Annotated in this window: 4 protein-coding genes; 3 read left to right on the plus strand and 1 reads right to left on the minus strand. The window is 59.5% G+C overall.

The annotated features are described in order from the left end of the window. From P8Y39_12940 to P8Y39_12950, 3 genes are all read left to right on the plus strand, one after another. Positions 1-750, plus strand: a 750-nt coding sequence (locus P8Y39_12940) for an ARMT1-like domain-containing protein (protein ID MEJ2193221.1), incomplete at its 5' end; no start/stop codon positions are given. Between the two features lie 5 nt (positions 751-755). Further along, entirely contained in the window at positions 756-1,361 is a 606-nt protein-coding gene (locus P8Y39_12945; protein MEJ2193222.1) for an L-threonylcarbamoyladenylate synthase, read from the plus strand. Then, positions 1,358-1,522 (plus strand): hypothetical protein, encoded by a 165-nt coding sequence (locus tag P8Y39_12950; protein ID MEJ2193223.1) that lies wholly within the window; start codon positions 1,358-1,360, stop codon positions 1,520-1,522. Before P8Y39_12945 ends, P8Y39_12950 begins: the two co-directional genes overlap by 4 nt. Positions 1,523-1,744: 222 nt before the next feature. Here P8Y39_12950 and P8Y39_12955 read toward each other — a convergent pair whose 3' ends face one another. Then, positions 1,745-2,233, minus strand: coding sequence for an NYN domain-containing protein (locus tag P8Y39_12955; protein ID MEJ2193224.1), 489 nt, complete (start codon positions 2,231-2,233; stop codon positions 1,745-1,747). Positions 2,234-2,504 lie beyond the last annotated feature (271 nt).

The following is a 2,504-nucleotide window of genomic DNA, read 5'->3' on the forward strand; positions in this document are numbered from 1 at the left end:
AGGGACCCCTTCCGGGAGGTGAAGGCGCGCTCCACCCGGGCGGCCCTGGAGCTTTATCCGCGCCTGAGGGAGACCGTACGGTCAAGCCCCGACCCGCTTTCGACCGCCGCCCGGCTTGCCATCGCCGGAAACATCATGGACTTCGGCCTCTTCAGCACGGTGGACGTGGAGGGCACCATCGAGCGTGCCCTCGCCGCGCCCCTCGCGCTGGACCACGGGGAGATGCTCAGAGAAAGGCTCCAGGCGGCCGGGAGGGTTTTATATCTTCTGGATAACGCCGGGGAGGCCGTCCTGGACGGGCTTCTGATGGAGGAAGTGCTCTCCCTGGGAAAGCCCGTTGCGGCGGCGGCAAAGGGCGCCCCCGTAATAAACGACTGCACCCTTGAGGACGCCCGGGAGAGCGGGCTGCCGGAGCAGGTCGCGGTGATGGAAAACGGCTCCGACGGCGTGGGCACCATCCTTCAGAGCACCTCGGAGGAGTTCCGGCGGGCGTTCCAGGAGGAGGGAACGCTGGTCATCAGCAAGGGGATGGCGAACTTCGAGACCCTGCTTTCGGAGCGGAGGAAGGACGTCTTCTTCCTCTTTCAGTCGAAGTGCGACGTGCTCTCCGGGGTGCTTGAGATGCCCAGGGGCTCCATGCTCCTCCTGTGCTCCGAAGGGCCGGCCCCCACGGGACTGGTCCCCGGGGACCAGTCTCTCCTCCCCCATCACCTGCGGATTTCCAAAAAGGGGGCCATGGATCCCCCGTGAGGAGCATGCGCCTTGAGGACGGCCTCGCGGAGGCCCTGCGGGAGGCGGTGGCGGTCTTGCGGGAGGGAGGCATCGTGGCCTATCCCACGGAGACCTACTACGCCCTGGGGGTGAAGTTCGACAACGAGAGGGCCCTCGGGCGACTCCATGAGCTGAAGCGAAGGCCCCGGGAGCGCACGCTGCCCCTAATAGTCTCCTCGCCCGAGGAGCTTTCCGTGCTTACCGGCAGGATAAGCCCCCTGGCCCGGGCCCTGATGAAGCGCTACTGGCCGGGCCCCCTGACCCTTCTTTTCGAGGCCAGGGAGGGGCTTTCGGAGTTCGTGACGGCCGGGGGCAAGGTGGCCGCGCGGATGCCCGGCGGCAAGGCAGCCCTGGCCCTGGCCCGTGAGGCGGGCTTTCCGGTCACGGCCACCAGCGCCAACCCCTCGGGGGAGCCCCCCGCGCGGGACCCGGAGGTCCTCATCCGATACTTCCCCCGGGGGCTCGACCTGCTCCTTGACGGCGGGCGCACGCCCGGGGGGCCGCCCTCCACCATACTGGATGCCACCGGGGAGGAGCCCCGGATTCTGAGGGAGGGGGCCGTCATCCCCGAGGAGGTCAGAAGGACGTGAAGGAGCGCGCATCGCGCCTCAAGGCCGCCTACTTGGCCGCAAGCCCTCTTATCGAGGCGTATACGGCCCTCTTTTGCCCCGGGTGCGAGAGAGTCTGCTGCATCGACCGGCACGGGACCCACGAGGCCGAGGACCTGGCCTTTCTCGATGCTCTGGCCTGAGCGCGCTTCACTCGGCGCGCAGGGAGTTCATGGAGGGGCTTGGGTGAGGGGATGAAGGAACGTGCCTCAAAAAAACTTTGAAATCAACATGTTATCCACAATAAATGACTTGACAAACAAGCAGTTTGTACTTGACAAACAAGCATCAGCCGTATAACATAAACTTAGGATCACGATGAGGGGGCACACCTAAGGTCTCGTCCGAAGGTTAATCCCCCTCTTTTATTTTGGTCTGTATTCGAGCTTCTTCTTGAGTCCGTTCATAAAAGCACTTTCCTCCGAGAATTTCCTCAAAAGTGACGAATATTTCCCACCATCCGGGATAAGTATTTTTAAGAGCTTATCCTGTTTCTTCAGATATTCTATGAGACAATAAAAATCCCCATCGCCTGTAACAATGACGGCTTTGTCGTAGTTGGGAAACTCGACCATAGCGTGCAAAACCAACTCCGCGTCGACGTTGCCCTTCACCTTGCCGTCGGGCAAAGTCATCGTCGGTTTGAACACCAGTATGTAGCCATATTTTTGAAGTGCGGTGTACAGGCTGTGATTAGTGGGAACATATCCAATGAAGAGGAATGCTTTCGTTATATCATACTTATCTTCTAAGTATTTCCTGAATCTTTCGAAGTCGAGAGTCCATCCCTGTTCTTTGATTGACAAGTTCACGTTCTGACTGTCGATAAAAGCATAATTATTAGGCTTCTTCATTTTAGTCCCGCAAATTTCGACGTTCGTTTATGATACCAAAAAGATGTTGTTATCATGCCCGGCCGTAAGAGCCTCAAGACGCTTGGAGCGGAAAACCCAACCCTGGGCAGACGCCTGTCCGGTTATTGGGCAAACGATAATATCAGTCAGGCCGCCATCGGACGCCCTCTTCCCTTGACTTCTGGCTCTAAACGGTTTTATTATTAACATTTACGGGGCGTAGCGCAGCCTGGTAGCGCGCACGGTTCGGGACCGTGAAGTCGGAGGTTCA

This window comes from Nitrospirota bacterium (genome assembly GCA_037386965.1).
Taxonomy (GTDB): Bacteria; Nitrospirota; Thermodesulfovibrionia; order Thermodesulfovibrionales; family JdFR-86; genus JARRLN01.

Bases quoted from the DNA above. Each gene is read 5' to 3' on its own strand.
- P8Y39_12945 (MEJ2193222.1), top strand. From the start codon at position 756: ATGCGCCTTGAGGACGGCCTCGCGGAGGCCCTGCGGGAGGCGGTGGCG.
- P8Y39_12955 (MEJ2193224.1), bottom strand. From the start codon at position 2,233: ATGAAGAAGCCTAATAATTATGCTTTTATCGACAGTCAGAACGTGAAC.